Origin of the sequence: Tepidibacter aestuarii, assembly GCF_934924865.1 — a bacterium.
Taxonomy (GTDB): Bacteria; Bacillota; Clostridia; order Peptostreptococcales; family Peptostreptococcaceae; genus Tepidibacter_A; species Tepidibacter_A aestuarii.
Genome location: NZ_OW235315.1, coordinates 2,060,284 through 2,080,586 on the forward strand (window position 1 = coordinate 2,060,284; position 20,303 = coordinate 2,080,586).

The 20,303-nt window shown below is 32.6% G+C and carries 24 protein-coding genes; 3 read left to right on the forward strand and 21 right to left on the reverse strand.

The genetic code is table 11. From position 1 onward, the window contains the following. Positions 1 to 15: 15 nt before the first annotated feature. From M2214_RS18485 to M2214_RS10290, 19 genes are all read right to left on the reverse strand, one after another. Positions 16 to 618 (reverse strand): BMC domain-containing protein, encoded by a 603-nt coding sequence (locus M2214_RS18485; protein ID WP_248477108.1) that lies wholly within the window; start codon positions 616 to 618, stop codon positions 16 to 18. 19 nt (positions 619 to 637) lie between these two features. Next, positions 638 to 1,315, reverse strand: a complete 678-nt coding sequence (locus M2214_RS10205; protein WP_248477110.1) for a cupin domain-containing protein — start codon at positions 1,313 to 1,315, stop codon at positions 638 to 640. Between the two features lie 61 nt (positions 1,316 to 1,376). Further along, positions 1,377 to 1,925 carry a BMC domain-containing protein gene (locus tag M2214_RS10210; protein WP_248477124.1) on the reverse strand — a complete coding sequence of 183 codons (549 nt, stop codon included), beginning with the start codon at positions 1,923 to 1,925 and terminating at the stop codon, positions 1,377 to 1,379. Between the two features lies 1 nt (position 1,926). Beyond that, positions 1,927 to 3,255, reverse strand: a complete 1,329-nt coding sequence (locus M2214_RS10215) for a 4Fe-4S dicluster domain-containing protein (RefSeq protein ID WP_248477127.1) — start codon at positions 3,253 to 3,255, stop codon at positions 1,927 to 1,929. Between the two features lie 17 nt (positions 3,256 to 3,272). After that, entirely contained in the window at positions 3,273 to 3,536 is a 264-nt protein-coding gene (locus M2214_RS10220; RefSeq protein WP_248477129.1) for a EutN/CcmL family microcompartment protein, read from the reverse strand. After that, a complete protein-coding gene (locus tag M2214_RS10225; protein WP_248477131.1) occupies positions 3,530 to 3,829 on the reverse strand; it encodes a BMC domain-containing protein in 300 nt (99 codons plus the stop codon). Before M2214_RS10225 ends, M2214_RS10220 begins: the two co-directional genes overlap by 7 nt. Positions 3,830 to 3,842: 13 nt before the next feature. Beyond that, positions 3,843 to 4,688, reverse strand: a complete 846-nt coding sequence (gene eutJ / locus M2214_RS10230; protein WP_248477133.1) for an ethanolamine utilization protein EutJ — start codon at positions 4,686 to 4,688, stop codon at positions 3,843 to 3,845. Next, the gene (locus tag M2214_RS10235; protein ID WP_248477135.1) at positions 4,670 to 5,350 is read right to left on the reverse strand and encodes an ethanolamine utilization protein; all 681 of its coding nucleotides are present in this window, start codon (positions 5,348 to 5,350) and stop codon (positions 4,670 to 4,672) included. The genes eutJ and M2214_RS10235 overlap by 19 nt, the downstream gene beginning before the upstream one ends. 1 nt (position 5,351) lies before the next feature. After that, positions 5,352 to 5,804 (reverse strand): EutP/PduV family microcompartment system protein, encoded by a 453-nt coding sequence (locus M2214_RS10240; RefSeq protein ID WP_248477137.1) that lies wholly within the window; start codon positions 5,802 to 5,804, stop codon positions 5,352 to 5,354. Beyond that, complete coding sequence (eutS, locus tag M2214_RS10245; protein ID WP_248477139.1) at positions 5,801 to 6,154, reverse strand: ethanolamine utilization microcompartment protein EutS; 354 nt, start codon at positions 6,152 to 6,154, stop codon at positions 5,801 to 5,803. Before eutS ends, M2214_RS10240 begins: the two co-directional genes overlap by 4 nt. Positions 6,155 to 6,198: 44 nt before the next feature. Further along, positions 6,199 to 7,149 (reverse strand): choline TMA-lyase-activating enzyme, encoded by a 951-nt coding sequence (gene cutD / locus M2214_RS10250; protein ID WP_248477147.1) that lies wholly within the window; start codon positions 7,147 to 7,149, stop codon positions 6,199 to 6,201. A 142-nt stretch (positions 7,150 to 7,291) separates the two neighbouring features. Then, positions 7,292 to 9,832: a choline trimethylamine-lyase gene (cutC, locus tag M2214_RS10255; RefSeq protein WP_248477157.1), complete on the reverse strand. Its 2,541-nt coding sequence runs from the start codon at positions 9,830 to 9,832 to the stop codon at positions 7,292 to 7,294. 76 nt (positions 9,833 to 9,908) lie between these two features. After that, entirely contained in the window at positions 9,909 to 11,399 is a 1,491-nt protein-coding gene (locus M2214_RS10260) for an aldehyde dehydrogenase family protein (protein ID WP_248477159.1), read from the reverse strand. Positions 11,400 to 11,453: 54 nt separating this feature from the next. Then, the gene (locus tag M2214_RS10265; RefSeq protein WP_248477162.1) at positions 11,454 to 11,756 is read right to left on the reverse strand and encodes a BMC domain-containing protein; all 303 of its coding nucleotides are present in this window, start codon (positions 11,754 to 11,756) and stop codon (positions 11,454 to 11,456) included. A gap of 27 nt (positions 11,757 to 11,783) precedes the next feature. Continuing rightward, positions 11,784 to 12,080, reverse strand: a complete 297-nt coding sequence (locus M2214_RS10270) for a BMC domain-containing protein (RefSeq protein ID WP_248477164.1) — start codon at positions 12,078 to 12,080, stop codon at positions 11,784 to 11,786. Between the two features lie 134 nt (positions 12,081 to 12,214). Continuing rightward, positions 12,215 to 12,481, reverse strand: coding sequence for a hypothetical protein (locus M2214_RS10275; RefSeq protein ID WP_248477166.1), 267 nt, complete (start codon positions 12,479 to 12,481; stop codon positions 12,215 to 12,217). A 5-nt stretch (positions 12,482 to 12,486) separates the two neighbouring features. Then, on the reverse strand, positions 12,487 to 13,566 hold the full coding sequence (locus M2214_RS10280) for a hypothetical protein (RefSeq protein WP_248484816.1): 1,080 nt from the start codon (positions 13,564 to 13,566) through the stop codon (positions 12,487 to 12,489). Between the two features lie 283 nt (positions 13,567 to 13,849). Continuing rightward, positions 13,850 to 14,017: a hypothetical protein gene (locus M2214_RS10285; protein ID WP_248477169.1), complete on the reverse strand. Its 168-nt coding sequence runs from the start codon at positions 14,015 to 14,017 to the stop codon at positions 13,850 to 13,852. Positions 14,018 to 14,096: 79 nt separating this feature from the next. Continuing rightward, complete coding sequence (locus M2214_RS10290) at positions 14,097 to 14,882, reverse strand: histidinol-phosphatase HisJ family protein (RefSeq protein ID WP_248477178.1); 786 nt, start codon at positions 14,880 to 14,882, stop codon at positions 14,097 to 14,099. Positions 14,883 to 15,266: 384 nt separating this feature from the next. On the opposite strand from M2214_RS10290, the gene M2214_RS10295 reads away from it, so the two are divergent. The 3 genes from M2214_RS10295 to M2214_RS10305 are packed head-to-tail and all read left to right on the forward strand — an operon-like array spanning position 15,267 to position 17,271. Continuing rightward, positions 15,267 to 15,920, forward strand: a complete 654-nt coding sequence (locus M2214_RS10295) for a PspA/IM30 family protein (RefSeq protein WP_248477187.1) — start codon at positions 15,267 to 15,269, stop codon at positions 15,918 to 15,920. Positions 15,921 to 15,934: 14 nt separating this feature from the next. Then, the gene (locus tag M2214_RS10300; protein WP_248477189.1) at positions 15,935 to 16,591 is read left to right on the forward strand and encodes a DUF1292 domain-containing protein; all 657 of its coding nucleotides are present in this window, start codon (positions 15,935 to 15,937) and stop codon (positions 16,589 to 16,591) included. A 14-nt stretch (positions 16,592 to 16,605) separates the two neighbouring features. Next, complete coding sequence (locus M2214_RS10305) at positions 16,606 to 17,271, forward strand: hypothetical protein (RefSeq protein ID WP_248477191.1); 666 nt, start codon at positions 16,606 to 16,608, stop codon at positions 17,269 to 17,271. A gap of 23 nt (positions 17,272 to 17,294) precedes the next feature. Here the strand turns inward: M2214_RS10305 and rny are convergent, their stop codons facing one another. Then, entirely contained in the window at positions 17,295 to 18,833 is a 1,539-nt protein-coding gene (gene rny, locus M2214_RS10310) for a ribonuclease Y (RefSeq protein WP_248484818.1), read from the reverse strand. Between the two features lie 313 nt (positions 18,834 to 19,146). Then, the gene (gene recA, locus M2214_RS10315) at positions 19,147 to 20,166 is read right to left on the reverse strand and encodes a recombinase RecA (protein ID WP_248477200.1); all 1,020 of its coding nucleotides are present in this window, start codon (positions 20,164 to 20,166) and stop codon (positions 19,147 to 19,149) included. Between the last annotated feature and the right edge of the window lie 137 nt (positions 20,167 to 20,303).

Consider the following 20,303-nt stretch of genomic DNA (forward strand, 5'->3'; position numbering starts at 1 on the left):
AATTTTCTAACTTGATTAATTATTCTTGTAATATTTTTTAAACTCTGCAATCAGCAATTTCTTACCTGCATTAGAGATACTCTTTCCTTTTATACCAAAATCCTTATATTGACGAGCTAGTTTTCGAAGTTCTATAACCTTAAATTTTCTAAGAGCTTCAATAGTTTTTTCTAAACCATATCGAAGTACCATCTTATCTACAACTTCTTTATTATGTAACTCATCGAAAACTATCTGTGTAGAATCATTTGCTTCTTCTTGAGATTCATTTACTTTTTTTTCTTCTGATTCAGTTTCTACTATCACAATTTCCTCATCTTTTGTTTCTTCTTTTAATTCAGTTTCTACTGTTACAATTGTGCCCTTTAATTCCTCATGTGCACGGGGAATTATATGTTGTGAAATTAGTAATTTTTCATCAATTTTTCTGACTGCTGCTCCACCAGCTTCTACAGCTGCTTTTACGGCACCAACATCACCAGTCACAGCAATGCAAACAAGACCGCCTCCAACATATGTTTTTTCCATGAAACTCACATCTGCTGCCTTTAGCATAGCATCTGTGCTCTCTGTAGCTGCAACAAGTCCTTTTGTTTCAATTAAACCAAGTGCCTGCATTACATAATCCTCCCTAATTCTAACTTATAAGATCTGCCCAGTTAGCTGGATAAGTAACATAGAATAGCTTAGCTTTATCATTAGATCCCCAAGTAACTTTTGAACCTGATGGAACATACAGTACATCACCAGGATATGCTGTTAAAGTCTTACCATCTATAGTAACTGTTACAGTACCTTCAATAACATAATCAATTTCTTGATAAGTTAGTTCCCAATCAAATTTAGAATGATCAATAGTTAAAAATCCGGCACTCATAGAAGATTCTTCTTTACTAATTAATTCTTGATAGGATACCTTTGCATCAGGATTTCCAGTATCAAAAACATCAAACTTTACAGAATCGCCACGTACTACCTTTAAGCCATTAGAAGCACTTTCAGATATATATGGCTTAGGGTTAGAAATTGAACCAAGTATTTCATTTAAAAGTCCTTTATCCATCATAGCCTTCAATACCTTGTAAATCACTTCACTGTCTAACCCACCTTCCAAGCCTTTTACTTGTTCAGTTGCTTTTTCTTCACAAGTATTCTTTGGTTTACAAGCAGGTGCTTCTGTAGAAAACTCTATTCCAGAAAATCTCGCTACATCTTTTGCTGATGGTGTAATAAGTGTATTACTATCAATATAAATTACTTGTTCACCTTGCTTCTTAGCAGCTTCAACATCCTTGGCACAAATCAATTTTTTCATTTTTTCACATCCTTTCATACTAATATTTAAAACTTCTTTTTATGCATAAAGTTTTTATGAATTAAAGTAAAGATGCAATTAATGTATCAGATGGAGCAGGTATAATCTCTACATTTACTAAAAGACCCTGTTCCTTTGCAATAGCTTTTCCTGATTCAATTCCGGCTTGAACTGCAGCAACATCACCAGTAAAAGTAAAGAATGACTTACCTCCCAATCCATTTCCCAAACGTAACTCTATTGGTTCTAATTCCGCTGCCTTAAGTATTGCATCAGCGGCAATAACCATAGTCGCTTGCGAGAAAGATTCCATAATTCCTAAAGCTTGAATCCTTTCTGGCATCGTTGAACCTGTAATTGCTGGAAATACTTGAGGGCTAACATTTGGTATAATAATTGAATCGACCAAATATTCTTCTGCCACTCTTTCTCCAGTGCTCACTGAGTTATCAACTGATGCAACATCGCCATGAACAATTGCTATATATTTACCAGGACAGGTAGAACCAGCTGTAACTATTTCTACATCAGAAACTTTTACCATTTGGTCTGCTGCATATATTCCACGTGCAATACTTGTAAATTCAACCATTCCTATTGCATTTTGCATATTAGCCCCTCCTTATTACAATGAACTCCTTTTCAATTTCAACTATATTTCCTGATATACTTGTATGTATAGTTGCCCCTAAACTGTCTTCCGGAATTTTACCTATTTGCTGACCTATCTCAACATGATCACCAATAGAAACAATCGGAACTGCAGGTACACCTACATGTTGCCTTGTTGATATATGAACCAATTCTGGTTTTACTTCTACTTCCGTCATAGGAGCTGGTTTGTCAAAATTGTACAAACCTAATCTAGCTATAAGTCGTTTAGTTGGAAGTAAGCGATATTCTCGGCTTTTGCGAACTGTAAATTCTGATTTTTTCGGCTTATATCTTATATTTTGCTCTGCCAATTTATCTTTAAAATATACATTTGCAAATCTCGGATGAAGCCCCGCTTGACATGAGAACAGTTCACATAAATTGCACTGGCAGCAAAGCTGTGCAATCCTTTGACCTTCAACATCATCTAGTGCATAATTTAAAGCATTCATCATCTTATGAGGCTGCATCTCATGCCCAAGAAGATAACGTGGACACAGATCTGTACACATTCGGCATTGCTCACAAGAAGACTTATTAACTCTTCTAGCCTGTTCTGAGGTAACAGATTTCTTTTTTACTAGATGGTGATCCTTTTTCAAAATTATGAACCCCTTACTTTTTTTAGTAACATATCCATCTAAATTACTCATGATAGGACCCATCATAGGACCACCATCAATAACTGCATAATTATCAAAGTTTTCAATACCACTTAGCCTCAACACATCTATAATAGGTGTACCCACAGGAACCTTAACTGTTAAGCTCTTCGGAATATCACCTGCAACTGTTATATATTTTTGTGTAACTGACTCGTTTTCAGATGCATTGTATATATTCAATGCAGTTTCCGAGTTTAACACTACACACCCAACTTGAATTGGGATTCCCGCTTCTGGAACAACCCTACCTGTTAGTTCATAAACTAATACTTGTTCATCTCCTGCTGGATAAACATCTGGTAGTTCTCTTACTTCAACAAAATTCCCTAACCCAAGTGCTTCAATCCTCTTACTTAATATAGAAACTACTTTTTTATGCTTTCCTTTTATACCTATAAGGGCTTTACTTGCCCCAACGAATTTTCCCGCTGCTTCAAATCCCTTTATAATTTCATCTGGAAATAGCTCCATAAGCTGTTGATCAACCCTCAATAATGGTTCACATTCAGCTCCGTTAAGAAGTATATATTCAGCTTTTGATGCAAGTTTTACATGAGTCGGAAACCCAGCTCCTCCTGCACCAACAACACCGGCTTCTCTTACCTTATCAAGAAGATTCATTCTTACACCTCCTGAATTTATCCAAAATTGCAACCTTTATCAATAATTCCGACAACAGCTGCATCAACTGGAATATCATCATTTCCTAACATTCTACGCGCTGCTGAACCTGTACAAACAATAACTCTATCTCCAATTCCGGCACCAATGTTGTCTGTAACAATTAATCTCTGACCATCATCACTACCGCCAATCACTTCTGCCAACATAAATTTTAATCCATTTAGTGAATCTGCTTTTCTAGTTGACCATACATTATCAATTAATTTTGCAGCTAACATACAGATTTCCCCTTTTCTAAATTGCATTTAATTTCTGAAATAGCCGACTCAACAGAAGCCGTATCACCAAAGATCCCTATCATTATCATATTTTGTGGACAACTACCTCTAATATCTGATACTGTAACACCAGCCGTCTTCTCTGCAATATCAACTGCACAAATCATATCTATCATTCTACCCTGTACTAGACCAATTGCATCAACACAACTCAAGTCGCTATTAACACCTATTCTCTTCATAAGAATATCAATAGTACACTTTGATGGAGATTTGATAATTCTAAATTCCATAACCAAATATCTCCTATTCTATGATTTCTTGTGTGCAGCTAAGCGCTATTCCTAAAGGAGTTACAAACATAGGATTTTGAGGCTTATGAGTAAAAATGCCAGTCTTTTTTTCTATGATATCTTCAATACCTGTTAGACAACAAGTTCCTCCAACTAAAAATATTTCATCAACATCATGGCCCTGGATGTGCTGGCTTATAATAGATGCTATTTTTTCAACTACCGGCTTTAATACAATTGATAGCTCTTTATGATTTTTAATTTCTCTCTTATACAATTCTGCCTCTTGAAATGACATTTTATATGCCCCAGAAACAACTAGTGAGAAATGAGTACCTCCTGTTGGTTCATCAGCAATATAAACAACTTTTCCATTCTTTAGTATTGAAATTCCTGTTGTTCCACCACCGATATCTACAACTGCACCATTTTGAATCTTAAGAACTTTATTAGCTGCTGTAGGTTCATCAAGAACATTGGTTAATTCAAACCCTGCAGCCTGAACAACATTTTTTACTGCTCCTGAATCTAGGGCATCTGTCCCCGGAGGTATTGCAGCAGCTCCATAAATTAGTTCTGTGCCTAATTTTTCTTCAATCTCCTGCTTTAACTCTCTAACAATTTTTATTGCTCCAATATAATCTACAACCATACCATCACGAACTACATCAGCATATCGGTAAGCACCTGCAACTGGGTTATAGTTCTCATCTAATACTGCTAAAACAACACATGCAGTACCCAAATCTACTCCAGTATAGTAAACTGAGGATTTAGCTAAAATTGGTTGTTCCACAACATCTTCAAATTTCTGGACAATTTGATCACAGTATTCATAGCTTAACTCTTTCTCTGACATCTTTTACCTCCAAAAATAGAACAAATTATTTGGGATAAGGTATTAACACTCTGGTTAACCTTCCCGATAGTTTCTTTACAAAATTCATTTTCACTATCATTATTCTCAAACAGCTCTAGAATAAAAGGTTCTAGCTCTCTAAGAGCACAACGTAGCCTATGTAGAATAATTATTTCTCTGCCCTTTTCCAATTGTATGTGGAACTCTGTGATTTCAAAGCAATCATTCAAATCATCAGAAAAATTATCTGCTTTTATCCCTGTACATTCTTTACAGCAGAATATCTCATCTGTATTCTTCTCATCTAATGATTTTTTAATATTAGAGAATTGCTTACCTAAATTGATAATACTTTGAGCTAAAAAAATATCTCTATATAAAAGTTCTTGGGCAGTAATAAGAAATTGTGCTTCCATTGACTTCATCTTAGAGTCAAACATTTTCTTTTTCCAATCATTCCTTATTTCCAACTCTTTTGATTGTTCTTTTATATTTTCAGAGCCTTTTTTTATATAAGAATCATCGTCAAATATATTTATTCCACGATCTAATAAAAACTGACGTGCTCCTGGCGTAAGCCTTTCTCCTTCTTTTATCTCATAACTTGTAAAAGGTTCTTTTTTGAATAAGTTACGCAAATCTTCTTCAATTATAAACTTCATATTAATCCCCCTTTACTGTTCTTGAAAATAAATATTCTTTTAATTCTTCAATACCTATTTTATTTGGAACACTTATCTTATAATAAGGCTCTGATATTCCTATTTCTTTCAATTGCTTATAACACAACTCCTCATTTTCTACCTTTAAATCAACTTTAGTTATTACACCAATTACCGGACATCTGAAGGATTTGGCAAATCCAGGCGAATACACATTATCGCATTTTGACTGATCAACTAATATTAAGACATGAGATGCATCTTGAGATACTGCAATAATATGCTTATACATCCATGTATTTTCAATATAAGATCCTGGAACATCTATAGTGTTTTTTCCATAAATAATATCCTGTGTTCTTCTTAATGGACCATCATAATCATTTAATGCATTCACTAATGTGGTCTTCCCAGATTTTGTAGGTCCAATCACCATTACTCTCTTCTTTCTCATGTTCTTGTAATAGGAGCTGTTGTAAAGTTCAACAGATTTTTCAGTGTTTCATTTACCGCATTAAGTGCTGTCTCAACAGACTGTACATCACCGGTAATAACCAAAGATCCCGTGAACCTATCCAAAAATCCAATTTCAATATCCGCAGTCTTTGTTGCAACATCAGCTGCAATAATAGCCGATTCATATGGTGTTATTGTTAAAATTCCAATTGCTCCTTTATCATCTATTCCCAAGCGTTCATAAATATCCTGCATAGGGGAAGCAATAATATGAGCAATTGTAACCTGTTTTCCAGGTACTGATTCTTGTATGACACGTTGTATAGATCTTTCACCAACAACTCCCATAAAAGTTACCTCTCAATCTATTTTCTATATTAACCCTACTTTTATTAATGCTTTATAACTGAAACTGGAAAATCATATTCTTTAATCCAGCTCTCAATAATTTCTAGCTCATCATTGCTCAATTTTGGGTCTTTTTCTATTTGATACTTCATGCCTAGCTGTTTGTACTTATTTACACCTAATTTATGATAAGGAAGTAGATCTATGCCCTTAAAATTTTTGTAATCTCGATAAGGCATCAAAAATTCAATTACTCTTTTAATCTCACCTTGACTATCATTTACATCTTTTAAAAGCGGCATTCTGATTTTTACATTATATCTGCGACGGAGCAGTTCCTTTAGGTTTTCTAAGATTCGCTCATTACGTACTCCTGTTAGTTGATAATGTTTTTCTGAGTCGATATGCTTTAAATCATAAAGAAATAAATCAGTGAACTGTGCAACTTGAAGTATAGATTCCCTCTTTGCATAGCCACATGTTTCAATAGCTGTGTTTATTCCTTCCTGCTTACAAACCATAAGTAAATTTGAAGCAAATTCCGGCTGCATAGTTACCTCACCGCCACCTAAAGTTACTCCACCACCTGAAACATCGTAAAAATCTTTGTCCTCTTCTATAATTTCTAAAAGCTCAGAAACAGTTTTTACCTCTCCTACAATAGATAATGCAGCTTTAGTACAAACATCTTTACACTTATTACACCCTAGACAATCAATACTATGATTTACTACATGTTTTTCTTCCTTATTAATAGTATGAATTCCTACTGGGCAAACAGAGACACAAGCACCACAATCAATACATGATTCACTTTTAAACATAACTTGATATTTTCGTTCTAAGCCTTCAGGATTAGAACACCACTTACAACGCAGTGGACATCCTTTAAAAAACACCAGTGTTCTTACTCCTGGTCCATCATACATATTGTATTTTTGCACATTAAATATAAATGCTTTTCTTTCAATCATACCTGCCTTATTATTGCTCATATCATCTAATCTCCCGTTTGATTCATTTAAATATGTAATTAATCCAAAGGCTATAGAGTTCTTATCTCCAACTTACAGAAGATGAAGTCTTAGAACTCTTAGCTTTCGGATAAAATAAAACTCATTCTTAAAAAATTTCTATTTAAAAATGTGTAAGCATAGTTCTACTTATTATCTCGTCTTGAACATCCTTGCAAAGCTCAACAAAGAATGCACTATAACCTGCTACACGAACTATCAGGTCACGATACTGCTCTGGATGCTTCTGTGCTTCTATTAAGGTATTGTTATCTAAATAATTGAACTGCATTTCACCATTACCAAATATACAAGCAGTACGCAGTAATGTAATAATACCTTCTTCACCTTCTGGTGTATCCAGTAAACCAGCCATAAGCTTAAAGTTATGAACCATACCTATATTCATGTTGTCACAAGACATTTTAGAAACAGATTTGATAATTGCAGTAGGTCCTTTAAAATCTGCTCCTTGAGTAGGACTGATACCATCAGATAATGGTGTCCAAGCTTTACGTCCGTTTGCAGATGCACCAGTCAACTGACCAAATGGAGTATTGTTAGATATAGATAAAGTACCATGGCTAAGTACAGAATGTAGAGTCTTGTACTTACGGTGTTCCATCTCAGTAAAGTTAATTAAATCAGCAGCAATTAAATCTGCATAGTCATCATCATTACCATACTTTGGAGCCTTCAAGCAATCACTTCTAAGTTGTTCATAACCCTCAAAATCAGCTTTTAATGCTTCATTTAATTGATGTAATGTATATTTCTTTTCATCATACACTAGCTTCTTAATAGCAGCCATAGAATCTACATATGTAGCTAAACCACTCCATATAACACCAGGGCCAAAGTTGTACATAGCTCCACCAGCAGAAACATCTTTAGCTTTATCCATACATCCTTCATACATTATTGACATTAATGGTTTTGGAGCTAATTCTTTATGAACACGCTGTGATATAACAGTAGCTATACTGCTTAACTTAGTAACATATTTAATCTGTTCCTTAACAGCATTTTCAAAATCCTCATAAGTTTTAAAACTATCTAAATCACCCATGTCAGGGCAAACCTGCTTACCATACCATAGTGGAACACCTTTGTTTAGAACTAATTCAGTACAAATAGGCCATTGTGTATAAGCTGTTGAAGTCCACTGATATAATCTCCCTGACTTTTGTGGTTCAACGCACCCCATTAAACAATAGTCACGAGCATCTTCTATAGAAACACCCTTTGCTAGCATCATCTTTATATGAGCATCATCAAAATGGCATGCTGGGAATCCCATGCCTGAACGAACAACATCAACAATTTTCTTTAAATACTTCTTAGGTGAATTACTATGAATACGTGTTGCTAATGATGGTTGATAAATCTTAACATGACGAACTGCATCCATTAATAAGTAAGTTAAATCATTTGTAGCATCAAGACCCTCACGCGTAACACCACCAACGCACATATTAACAAATGGTTGATAGCCTGCAAAGAATTTAGAACCACCTTCACTAGTAACCCACATCATCTCTGACATTTTAATTAACATACACCCAGATAACTCAAATGCTTCATAGTCAGTCATGCGGCCACTCTCAATATCCGCCTTATAGAATGGATACATATACTGGTCAACACGGCCAATTGACATACCTGTTTGATTCTCTTCAACTACTAATAAAGACTCTACAGTCCAAACAGCCTGAATTGCTTCCCAGAAAGTACTAGGTTTATGAGCTGGAACCCTTTTATTTATTTCAGAAATCTTTTTTAGTTCTGCCTTACGCTTGGGATTTATCTCTTTTTCTGCTAGTTCATCTGCATATTCAGATAAACGCTTAGCATAAATCATAACTCCTTCAGTAGTTTCAATAACAGATTTGTAGAAGTAAATCTTTTCAATATCTTCAGGATTTTCATAACTTAATTTATCTAAATGCTCTTTTGCTTCCTTTTGAATATCTAACATACCTTTTTTCATTAAAATTACATCATATCCAGGGTTAGAATCTCCACCACCATTTACTGCATGATATGAGCAATCTGAAACAAATGATTCACCTGAAATTTCCCAAACTCCAGCTTCTCGATATTGGTCTTCACAATGTTCATCAACAGATTTACCTTTCCAAAATGGGAAAAGCTCTTCACGCATATACTTCTTATCTTCTTCTGAAATATAAAATGGATCTTGAGGACGAGTACCAATTGTATCAATTTCATCTTCCATCCATCTCCATGCTATATCAGGAGAAAAAGCTCCAGCACGAGGTGCACCACAAGGAGCTCCTACAATCAATTCATCATCTTGAATTACTAACGGTGCAGTTTCACAACAATATCTAAAACATTTAGCTCTTAATAAAATTTTAGGCATACCAGGATTTTCTCTAGTAATCTTGGTAATAGCACGTGCACGATATGTAGTAATACTAGGTTTCCACTTTAAATATGTTTCCTTTAATTTTTTTAAACGCTCAGTCATACCACTTGGAATTTCAGTCTCCTTAACATCAGGCTGTGGACAACTTGTAGTGTCATCTTTTGTAATTTCATTTGAAATACCTTCAAAAATCTTAATTAAAGATGATCGTTCTTCTGCAGACATATTTTTAGTTACTTCTGCAAGTTTATTTGAAAATTCACGAATATCCAAAATCCTTACCCCCAATTCTTTTACAATTATTCCTGGTTGCCTATGTTTTTTGCAGTGCTTAAGCAAATCTGAAAAGTTATTTTATTTCTTCTATAACTTTTTCTAAAATATGCTGTAGCACCTTAATTTCACTTTGATTATTCTCTTTTGATTCTGATATACAACTTATAGACGTTTTTTCTCTTGTCAAAACCTCATTAGATATATCCTCTATGTTTCTTACTCCATACCCCACTTTACGAATATAAATTAGATTCATCGGTGATACATTATCAGAGGTCATTCCCTTACCTGCTGATCCACTTCCAAGAGTCAACGCAGGAAATAAATTAGTTGTTGCACCCATACTACCAAAGGAAGCAGGAGTGTTAACAAGTACTCTACCTACCGGTTTTTTCAATACAAACTGGCGAATTACGTCTTCATTTTTCGAGTGAATAACAAGGGTATGCCCATTTCTTTCGCTTAATAGTAGCTCTATGCATTTTTCACAGGCATGCATCCAATCATCTTCTATGTAGTAAGCCAAAACTGGGCAAAGTTTTTCCTTAGAATAAGGATTAGTTTCAGAAACATATTTCTGCTCAGAAATCAGTACTAATGTACTGCTTGGGACACAAAACCCTGCTCTCTTGGCCAATTCTAATGCAGATTTACCTACCATTTCAGAGTTTACTCTTCCCTCTGAATAAAAAAATAGTGAACCAAGCTTTTGTGACTCTTCCTCTGTCATAAAATATGCACCACTGTTTTGCATCTCCTGTTTAACCTCAGCTGCAATGCAGCTATCTACAACAATAGATTGTTCCGCAGCTGATACCATTCCATTATCAAAGGTCTTACTAGCAATAATATCTTTCACTGCCTGATTAATATCTGCTGTACGTTCAATGAATGCCGGTCCATTACCATTACCTCCATAAATTACAGGCTTTCCTGACTCATATGCTGCCTTTAGCATTCCTGGAACACCCGTATTCATAATAATTGATGTTCCTTTATGATTCATTAACTCCTTTGTCCCTGCAGGCGTTACAGTGTGTAAATATGAAAGAGCTCCTGTCGGTAACCCATATCCTTCAGCAGCGCGTATCATAATGTCAAGAGCTTTGCCAATTGTATTCTTCGCTCTAGGATGCGGAGAAAAAACAATTGCATTTCCTGATTTAATTGCAATCAGAGCTTTATAGATGGTAGTAGAAATAGGGCTTGTTGCAGGACTTAATGCAATAATTACACCCATAGGTACTCCTACATCCATAGTCTTATTTTCTCTATCTTCTCCAATAATACCCACACAACGCATTCCTCTAAGTCTAATTGGTACATACTCGCAAGCAAATTGATTTTTGATATATTTATCCTGCCATTTTCCATAATCAGTTTCATCTTCACACATTTTGGCAAGTTCGTAGGCATATTTTTTAACTTCTTCTGCCATACGTTCAACAATTTCATCTAATTTTTCCTGCGAAAAAGTTGCTAATGCTTTTTGTGCTTGGCTTGCATTTTCTATAAGAATTCTAGACTCTTGGATGGAGAGCAAATCATTATCTATAATGTTCATTTATGCCTCTCCCTTTCATTTACATTAATATGTATTTTTCAACTTATTGATTTATTAAGCGTTCAAAGCATCAAGTGAGTAGCGTGAAATAATTTTTTGAATATCTTGATGAGGGCTTGGAATAACAACTGAACTATAAACTTCAGCACCCATATCTTCAACAGCTTTCACACCTGTTTCTACTGCTGCTTGGCATGCTCCTACATCTCCGCTTACTAACACAGAAATATAGCCTGAAGCTACATTTTCAAAACCAATCAATTCAACATCAGCAGCTTTACACATTGCATCTGCAGCCTCCAAAACAAAAACTATACCAAATGTTTCTATTAAACCTAAAGCATTGTATCTGCTCATATATAGTCCCTCTCCTCTAATTTACTTTTATTTATCAACATCATATATTGAAACAATATCTCCAATATCTCTAATAGGTCGTGCCATGACATTTTGTGCTGTCAATTTACCAATTGCAGCAGCAGCAGCAGCTCCTGCTTCCACAGATGCCTTAACAGCAGCAACATCTCCCTTTACCATGATTGTAACAAGAGTAGAACCAATATTTTCATATGATACAAGTTCAACATTAGCAGCTTTTAACATTTTGTCTGCCGCATGAATTGCAGGAACCATTCCTACTGTCTCAATAAGACCTAATGCCTCATCTCCATGATATCTCATTACATTACCTCCTTCCTTTTATAACAATGCGTGTTTTATAAACTTTTCAAGAAAATGCAGTTATATAACTGCATTTTCTTGAAAATATACATTCTTACTTTAAACCAATAAAATTCTAATATTAATCTAAATTATTAATCTTTAATATACTTGTTAATTGTAGCTGCTCCTTCTTCGTGAGCACGGTAATAAACTTTTAGTTCACCAGACTCATCCATTTCAAATCTTGATTCTTCAAGAAGACCATTAGCTTCAGCAGTCATTAAAGCAGATATTACATCCTTTTTATTTAAGGCTTTAAAATTACCATATTCACCTTTTAAAGCTTCAATAACATCTTCTGCACAAGCATCATCAATATTTGTGAAATACTTCAAAATAGCATAGTTAAGAGGTTTCATACTACTTATTCCTCCTTTTTTCTGAATAAATCCAATGGATTCATTGAAATTACTAAAATACCAAATACCATAAGTACAGCAGCAACCCAAGCTATAAGTGGTATTGACCAACCACTAATACCACAGAATACGCCAAGCACTAGCCAGCAACAGAATGGTCCCCAGAATGAATATGTTCCATTACAAGCCATTCCTAGAGCTGCACCACACATACTGTTACCTCTATACCAGAACATATAAGAAACGAATGCACAAAGACCACTTGCAGCAAACCAAATCATAGCGGGTCCACTTGTAAATGCTTTAAATGCAAGATTAGTTGAAAGCCCAACATCCCCTGCCATTATTCCAAAAATAGGAAGTAATATAATTAAGTTTGAAAGCCCTGATGTTGCTTGACGAATAGTAATACCTATTTCAGAGTCAATCATAGATGTACCATAACCAGCTACACAACCTTCAAATCCCCATCCAAGAGCAGCAATGAAAGCAATACAAACACCTAAGAACGCACCTTCTTGTGCATCTCCACTAATACTTGTGCTACCAATCATAAAACTAGCAAGAACACAAATAGCAATACCTAACATCATACGCTTGTTTAATTCTTGTTTAAATAAAACTCTTCCTAAAATAGCACCAATAGCTGGACAAAGAGCTGTAATAGGAATAACAATTGAACCAGCCATTTGAAGTCCAATAACATAAGCTGTACTAGAAATAGGTCCTCCAACTAGAGCCGCTAAAATCATTACACGCCCTGGAGTAGTATTAAGACATCTTAAGAAATCTCCAAACTTACCTTTAACACCTGCATATAATATTGCCCAGACAGCACTACAAGTGTCATTTACTGCACTTCCAACTGCCCCTAATACGAATGTAATAACAAACGGTGATAAACCTGATGTATTTTCGCCATACCAATCTGCCCAAATACCTTTAGTCATACCTAAGGTTAAAAACGCTGAATAGAATCCATACATTACAGCTGAGATTAATGCAATTGTGATACCTTTTCTAAAAAACTGAGATGATAGCTTCTTTTTAGCAGCAATTGCAGATGCATTAGCCGTTGTTGACATTTCTGACACAAACAAAACTCCCTTCCATTAAATATTTTTTAGTTACTAACTTTAAATAAAAATTTATAATGACTATTTTTAGTTACTCAAATATAGTCATTTAAATTTATTTACAGAGTTTTATGTAACTGTACAATTCTGCAAACGTTTTCTTTTAAGTTGTATCTTGGTCACTTTACTGTATTATTTCTATATCATCTTTAAACTTTGCTAAATACAAACAATGAATTAACACAATCTTACCTAAATATTAAATCTTAAACCTCATATTTTACTTCTACAATTAGATTGTAAGTTTTTTGAATATTACATTAATTTTAACAGAATGATGCACTTTTCTATGGCATAAATTTCTATTTTCCATTGTAGAATATCTACCATTTTTTGTATTGTTTGCACTATCGTTACTTTCTTGCACTATTTCATAAATTTTTATTTTAAACTTAACCACAATCCCCCTAATATTACTCAAAAACTAATATTTGATTTCTAATAATTATATAAGTTTTTTTATGCAAAAAAATATCCCATTATGGGATATTTTTAAATTCTGGCTTTCTTTGTTTAAATGTTGTAATTCTTTTAAAACCTATATTTTTTAATATGTCGTATGCTATGTCAAAATCTGCACATATGTCCTTTGATTTGTGAGCATCTGATCCAACAGTTATTATTTGACCACCTAGTTCTTTATATCTTTTCAATATTTCCACTTGTGGATGTACACTTTCTAAACCATATCTATACCCAGATGTATTAACTTCTATTCCACAGTCACTATCAATAGCTTTAGTTAATATAGAATCTATTATATCTATATAATCACTATATAATAGCTTTTGATTGCCCTTAGTGTATCTATTTATAAAATCTAAATGCCCCAATATACTATAGTTTTTAAATGTTTCTATACTTTCTAACATATTCTCAAAGTATCTAAGATAAGCATTTTTTAAATCTCTATTTTTAAAAAAATCTCCATTGCATATATCAAGCCTATCTACTGTATGAGTTGATAATATAGTAAAATCAAATGGATAATCATCTATTAATTTTTCTATATCATCTATTACATGATGTTGAAATCCAATTTCAGCTCCTAGTAAAATATTTATTTTATCACTATATTTATTTTTCATTTCATTATACATTTCTAAATAGTTATCAAAATCAATCAATTCAATATCATACTCTACATGATCAGTAAAAGCCATCTCTTTAAGGCCAATAGAAATACCTTTTTTTATAACTTCTTCAACAGGAGTATCGCAGTCAAAAGAAAAATCTGTGTGCACATGATAATCGCATATATACACTATAGTATCCTCCTTATCATATAATGTCATATTAAAAATTTATCATTATTAGTATTTAAAAAATTAAAGTATTTTATTCTAAACAAATAATGTATCAAATGTTTACATTTAATATGTAATAAGTGAGTTATAAAAATATAAAGGTTTTGCTATATAGTATTAAAAACTATATATTGTATTTTCGATTATCTTTTTTTGTAATATTCGTATTATTTTTAAGAAAATATTAGAATTAGTTAGATATTTAGATGTAATTTCATTTTTCAAGCATTTATTAACCTAAATGGCGGTTTCATTTTTTTCATTTATATATTATCATAAGTACATCAAGTAGTTTTAAAAACCACTTGTAAATATTATTTACTAATATGGAGGTATGTTAAAATGGGAATTTTTACAAGATTAAACAACATTATAAAAGGAAAAGCAAACAGTGCATTAGACAAAGCTGAAAACCCAATAGAGCTTCTAGACCTTAAAATAAGAGAAATGGAAGAAAGCCTTAATAAAGCTAAATTATCATCTGCTGAAGTGATAGGAAATGCCCACTTAATAAAAAAACAAATGGATGAAACATTAAAAGAATCTAATGATTTTGATGAAAAAGTCAAGCTTGCAATGAGTAAAAATAACGAAGATTTAGCTAAAAAAGCTTTACAAAAGAAAATGGAATGTGACAAAAAATATGAAAGTTTAAAGAAATCTTATGATGAGGCTAAAATAAAAGCAGATCAATTAAAATCAAAGCTTACGAATTTAGAAGATGAAATTAAAAAGACAAGACATTACAGAGATGAAGCTGCTGCAAGACTTAACAATGCTGAAGCATCTCAAAAAGTAAATGAAATATTGGCAAATGTAGATAATGGGTCTAATAGTATTGACTTAGATGATATAGAAAGAAAAATTTCTAAAAAAGAAGCTTTAGCTGAAGGAATGTCTGAACTTAAAAACAACTCAGATTCTCTAGATGAAGAATTTGAAAAATTAGAAAATGATATAGATCTAGACTTAGAACTTCAAAAATATAAAAACTAGTTAAGGTGGTTAAAATGGACTCTAATTTATTTAAAGATGAAAAAAATAAATATGAAAAAATATACGTAGATATAAATTACGCAATAAATGATATAAATGACTTTTTATCAAAGGATAGAATAAGCCAAAGAAAATATATATCCAAATCAAATATATTGAAAGACTATATAGATCTTATAGATACTTTAGAATCTCAATATAATAAAAAATCTATTTTCAAAGTTTTCCAAAAGGAAGATCATTATATAGAAAAACTAAATAAATACAAGAAAGAACATGAGTCCCATTTTAAGCAGATCGAAAACTGCTTAAAATGCTCATGCTTCAGATGTATAAAAGAATGTAATTTTGATACTTGCCTTGGATGTAGAGCGAACTCAAAAATTGTTATGTGCGACCATAAAGATGTAAATGCTACAGCTTATAAGGATTATACTTTAGATCTTACAAATAACGATACAAATGAAAATGATACATATAACGTGTTATCTACTATACAAGTATTAAATGACAATAAGAGATATATCGTAATTCAAAACACAAATAATCATGACGAAAAATATATACTATACCACTATCCTGGTATAAAAGAAGATAATTATGGGGAAATATCGGATGCTTGTGAGTTCGATTATATAGCTCAAATATTTAATTCTTGCAACTTAGATTAAGGGGATGTGTTTTTATGAATAAAAATTTTAAAAGAGTGTTTTTATCTATATTCTTGATATTTACACTACTGTTTTCTCAAATAATAGCAAATACTGCTTATGCTAAAACAAGAAGTGGCTCCTATTCTAAGCCTAGGAGCTCTTCTTATAGCAAATCATATAAAAGCAATTCTTCTTCATATCAAAACACGAATAGCAGTAATAGCACATTAAAAAGTTCTAGTTTTAAAAGTAGTACTGATACAAAAGATAGTAATTATAAAACAACGGATACATATTCTACTGCTCCAAAATCTAGTAAATCTGGATTAAAAAGCGGAAGTTTTTCAGATACTACAAAAAGTAATTCAAATAATTCTAGTACTTATTCAAACACCAAGGATACTACATATAAAGACTCTACACCTAAGAGCTCTATGAAAAGTGGTAGCTTTTCAAATACAACAAAAAACACTAAAAATGAAGAAACATATGATAATTCAAGTAAAAAACAGATTTCTAACAATGAAGACTATACTCCAAAAAGATCTAATACCTTTTTCAATTTTAGATACCCATTTTACAGCAATCATGGATTTTACAGTTCAGGGCTTAGCTTTTTCGATATAATGATATACTCATTCATTACAATAATGGTGTTAATATTTGTGGTTTCTATAATAAGAAATAAATTCAAATAAAAAAGTAGCCTATGGCTACTTTTTTATTTTGCATATTCTATTGCTCTTGTTTCTCTTATTATGTTTACTTTTATTTGTCCTGGGTATTCTAATTCATCTTCTATTCTCTTAGTTATTTCTCTAGCAAGTAAATGCATTCCGTCATCCGTAACATTTTCAGGTTTTACTATTATTCTAACTTCTCTACCTGCTTGAATAGCATATGATTTTTCTACTTCATCATATGAATTAGATATTTCTTCTAGTTTTTCTAGTCTCTTTATATAAGCTTCTAGTGTTTCTCTTCTAGCCCCTGGTCTTGCAGCAGATATAGCATCTGCTGCAGTAACTATAACAGCTTCAACCGTTTGAGGTTCATAATCACCATGATGAGTTGACATAGCATGAATTACGTCTTTAGATTCTTTATATCTTCTAAGTAAATCCATTCCTAACTCAACATGAGTTCCTTCCATCTCATGATCAACTGCTTTTCCTATATCATGTAAAAGTCCTGCTCTTTTTGCAAGTTTAACATCCGCTCCAATTTCAGCTGCCATTATTCCAGCTAAATGAGACACTTCTATAGAATGTTTAAGAACATTTTGACCATAACTTGTCCTATATTTAAGTCTACCAAGTAATCTTATAAGTTCTGGATGAAGCCCATGAACACCAGTTTCAAAAGTAGCTTGTTCACCTTGCTCTTTTATTATATTTTCAACTTCTTTTCTTCCCTTTGCAACCATTTCTTCTATTCTTGCTGGATGTATTCTTCCATCTGATATTAGTTTTTCTAGAGCAATTCTTGCCACTTCTCTTCTTATTGGGTCAAATCCTGATAATATTACTGCTTCCGGAGTATCATCTATTATCAAGTCTATACCAGTCAAAGTCTCAAGCGTTCTTATATTTCTACCTTCTCTACCTATGATTCGTCCCTTCATTTCATCATTAGGAAGATTTACTACTGTAACTGTAGTTTCAGCAACATGATCTGCTGAGCATTTTTGAATTGAATATGCTATTATTTCCCTAGCTCTTTTCTCAGCTTCTTCTTTAGCAGCAACTTCTATTTCTTTTATCATCATTGACATTTCATGTCTAACTTCTTTTTCAGTATTAGTCAATATAATATTCTTTGCTTGCTCTGATGTGATTCCTGAAAGACTTTCTAACTTTTCAATTTGTTTAGTTTTTACTTCTTCTATATCTAATTCTTTTTTTACTATAGCTTTTAATTTTTCATTCAAATTAGATTCTTTTGATTCTAGTGATTGTAATTTTCTGTCTATATTTTCTTCTTTATGAACTAATCGCTTCTCATATCTTTGAAGTTCACGTCTACTTTCTTTGTTTTCTTTTTCTACTTCGCTTCTCATTTTATGAGATTCTTCTTTTGCCTCTAATAATTTTTCTTTTTTTATAGTTTCAGCATCTTTTTCAGCTTTTTCCATTATTTGCTTAGATACTTCTTCTGCAGCTCCAATCTTTTTCTCTGCTATACTTTTTCTAACTATATAGCCTATTAAGATACCTATTCCAGTCCCTGCTGCAGCTAATAATATTTTTATTAATATAATCTCCACCTCCCTTTTCTAAAGTGAAATCCAATTCACATTGTCGTTTAAATGAATTAAATTCAACTAATTCAACCCTAAAATCTCTGGATTAAACGAAAATAATCTATTTATATTTTTTATTTTTATTTCAAACATAAATAGTAAAAATTTAAGTCATTAAAATAGCTAAACTAAACAAAGTCTTTCTTTTCATTTTCTAATTTAAAGATAAACTTAATCAAAAATATATAGAGACATAGGTCTCTATATATTTAAAAGCCTCTTATTCCCTAATTGTATAATTTTTTGGTTGAAGTGTCAAGGTTTACACTCCTTATTCAGTAGCTACATCCGCCTCTTCAGCTTTTATTAATCCGTAATGAGTTCTTACTTTAATATCTATCTCTTCTACTAACTCTTTATTTTCAGCCAAGAATTTTTTAACATTTTCTCTTCCTTGTCCTAATTTTGTATCATTGTAGTTATACCAAGAACCAGATTTTTTAACTATATCTACATCTACCGCTACATCTAATAAATCTCCAATTTTTGATATTCCTTCTCCATACATTATATCAAATTCGCACTTTTTAAATGGAGGCGCTACTTTATTTTTAACAACTCTAACTCTTGTTCTACTTCCAAGTATACTATCTCCTTGTTTTATAGTATCGCATTTTCTAACATCAAGTCTTACTGATGAATAGAACTTTAACGCTCTACCTCCAGTTGTAGTTTCTGGATTACCAAACATTATTCCTACTTTTTCACGAAGCTGATTTATAAATATTGCTATTGTGTTTGACTTTTTAATAGATCCAGTTAGTTTTCTAAGAGCTTGTGACATAAGTCTTGCTTGTAAACCTACGTGTGAATCTCCCATTTCTCCTTCTATTTCTGCCTTTGGAACAAGTGCTGCAACTGAATCTATTACTATTATATCTACAGCTCCACTTCTTATTAATGCTTCTGCTATTTCTAATGCTTGCTCTCCTGTATCAGGTTGAGATACTATTAAGTTTTCTATATCTACTCCTAGAGCTTTTGCATATACCGGATCAAGAGCATGCTCTGCATCAACAAATGCAGCTATTCCTCCTGCTTTTTGTGCTTCTGCTACTGTATGAAGTGCTACTGTTGTTTTACCAGATGATTCTGGTCCATATATTTCTACTATTCTTCCCTTTGGAAGACCTCCGATTCCAATAGCTATATCAAGACCTATAGATCCTGTTGATATAGTTTCTATATTCATTTTTGTATTTTCACCAAGTCTCATTATAGATCCTTTACCAAATTCTTTTTCTATTTGAGAAAGCGCCATATCTAATGCTTTTTTCTTATTTTCATTCATAATTAACCCACCTTTCATATAAAGAACAGACGTTCTATATAGAATTATATATTATATTTTCTTTATAGTCAATTATGTATTATATTATTCATATTATTTTTACTATAATGTAATATAACAGAAATAAGACCTTAAAA